Raw genomic sequence first — 2,475 nt, 5'->3', positions numbered from 1 at the left:
TACCTCCTCGCGTTTGTCAGTCACCAACAAGACCAGCGAAGAAACTACGTTGAACGCGGCGATAAGCACAACGGCCGCTACCAAGATAACGATTAGATCCCGCGACAACTGAATAGCCGCGTACAGATTACCGTGCGTCATACCCCAGTGCCGGACGTACTGGGTTGGCGCCAGGGTATACTGCAAACCCTGAGCGAACCAAGGCGCTAAGAAAACGTCTTGCAGCTGAACTTTCAGACCACTGACCTTGTCTGACTCATAACCCACAAAACGCTGGGCGTCTTGCAGTGGCAATAAGATCAGGGCGTCATCCGCCTCGGTTTGGGTGCTTAGCCAACCCGCAATGGTCACTGTGTGCGCCCTGGCCTTTTGGTCGCCCGAATCTGGTATCACAACACTGACCCGATCGCCAACGCTTGCGTTTAGACGTTGCCCCAGGCGCTCTCCTACCCATACACCGGGCTTGGGCTTGTCATCAGAGATCATGCCGGGCAACAGCCAAGAACTCGGATCAGAAACGCCCACGCCAACAAAAGCCTCTACCTGCTTGCCATTTTGCACAAGCCCCTGTAATTCGACGAAAGGTGTCACACCTTGTACGTCGGCGTTGCTTAGCAACTGCTCTGTTAAGTCGTTCGGTTCCAATCCACCCGCTCCCATGACGGATACGTGCGGAATAACCGCCAACACACGGGTACGCATTTCTCGGTCAAAGCCATTCATAACAGACATAACGACCGCCATTAGGGCCACGGCCAACACTAACCCCGTGACTGACAGCAAGCTTAAAAAACGCGACAGAGGCGCTTGCTCGCGTGTCAGAACGTAGCGAAGCGCTATCCCTAGTCGAAATCTGAGGTTCATGGGATCGCCACTAACTGGCCTTGCTCTAGACGCAAACGCCGATCAGCTCTGGCTGCGACCGAATCATCGTGAGTCACAATAACAAAGGCCGTATTCAAGTCTCTAAGCCCTTCGAGCGTGGACAACACCCTTTCGGCCGACCCCTGATCTAGGTTACCGGTGGGCTCATCCATCAGCACGACAGCGGGTTCACGCACCAAGGCTCGGGCAATCGCGACTCGCTGGCGCTCGCCACCCGATAGCTGAGAAGGACGATGGCTAGCACGCGCAGACAGACCCAAACGGTCCAACCATTGTAGGGCCTGGCTTTTGGCGTCGACCTGCGACATCCCCGCAATGCGAAGAGGCATAGCCACGTTCTCCCACGCATTAAAATCCGCTAGCAAATGATGAAACTGGTATACAAAACCTAGGGACTCGTTACGGTAAGTGCAGCGCTGGCTTACGCTTAAACGTGACCACGAGACACCTTTAACCCGGACGTCTCCAGCGGTAGGTTCGTCGAGACCCCCGAGCACGTTCAGTAAGGTGGACTTACCCGAGCCTGATACACCAAGGATAGCCACGAGCTCACCGGCATTGAGCTCGAAATTCAGATCATTCAATACCTGAACACTGTTCGCCCCATCGGCGTATTGCTTTGCGAGGCTGAGACATTCCAAAACCAGATTATTCATAGCGCAATACCTCTGCAGGCGAGATTCGCGCTGCTCGCAAGGCGGGATAGATGGACGCTAAGATGCTTAACAGTAGCGCGATAGTCACCACCCAAAAAACATCAGACCAAAGCAAGTGCGAAGGCAAATCGCTAATAAAATACACCGTCGGATCAAACACTTTGAAACCAAATGCCAGTTCAACCAAGCGCACAATATCGGGCAGATTAATCGCCAACACAACACCCACCAAGGTCCCAATCGCAATGGCGACACAAGCCATCAGCAAACCGTGAAGTAAAAACACCAGTGCCAACTGGGTGTGCGAGAGCCCCATCATACCCAACACCGCGATATCTTTGCGGCGCGACTGCACCGACATGGCCAAGGTAGCTATTAAATTAAACGCCGCCACCACAACCACCAAAAACAGTAACACCGCGACCATGCGCTTTTCCATTTTAATAGAGGCAAACAGCGAGCCCTGCGTCTCGGTCCAATCCGTCGCATGAAGCCCCAAAGGACTGAGCTCAGTATTGATGGTACTCGCAAGCGTTGGCGCCTGCCAAAGATCCTGCCCGCGCACTTGCCAACCGTCACGATCGCGTCGCAGTAGACGCTCCGCCGTCTCTAAATCCATGAAGGCATCGGCGCTCGATTGATTAATACTGAGGTCAAAAACGCCTACAACACGTAAGGTTTTCGTTTTCGGAAATACACCGAACGGGCTAACTACCACATCAGGTAAGGTCATCTTTACGTCATCGCCCGGCATCACAGCCAAACTCGCCGCCAAGCTGTTGCTCAATACAACACCAAAACGGATATCCGCTGCCTGCTCAAGCTGACGCGCCACGGTCTCCAACCAAGGGGACACAGTTGCCAAAGTCGTGGTATCAACACCCATGATACGAGCGCCGCTGATTAGGCTGCCCGAACCCAGCAAGGCTTGTGT

General features: G+C 53.9%; 3 protein-coding genes. All 3 read right to left on the bottom strand.

Annotated elements, in window-relative coordinates; translation table 11 throughout:
- Positions 1 to 864, bottom strand: an 864-nt coding sequence (locus tag ACTF5Z_RS11865; RefSeq protein WP_438985818.1) for an ABC transporter permease, incomplete at its 3' end; no start/stop codon positions are given.
- Positions 861 to 1,541, bottom strand: a complete 681-nt coding sequence (locus ACTF5Z_RS11860) for an ABC transporter ATP-binding protein (RefSeq protein ID WP_438985817.1) — start codon at positions 1,539 to 1,541, stop codon at positions 861 to 863. The genes ACTF5Z_RS11865 and ACTF5Z_RS11860, both read right to left, overlap by 4 nt.
- The coding region (locus ACTF5Z_RS11855; protein WP_438985816.1) for an FtsX-like permease family protein at positions 1,534 to 2,475 on the bottom strand (942 nt) is incomplete at its 5' end. The genes ACTF5Z_RS11860 and ACTF5Z_RS11855, both read right to left, overlap by 8 nt.

Origin of the sequence: Aequoribacter sp., assembly GCF_965659035.1 — a bacterium.
In the GTDB taxonomy this organism is placed as follows: domain Bacteria; phylum Pseudomonadota; class Gammaproteobacteria; order Pseudomonadales; family Halieaceae; genus Aequoribacter.
The sequence above is the reverse complement of the archived record's forward strand: the minus strand, read 5'-3'. Positions and strand labels throughout refer to the sequence as shown.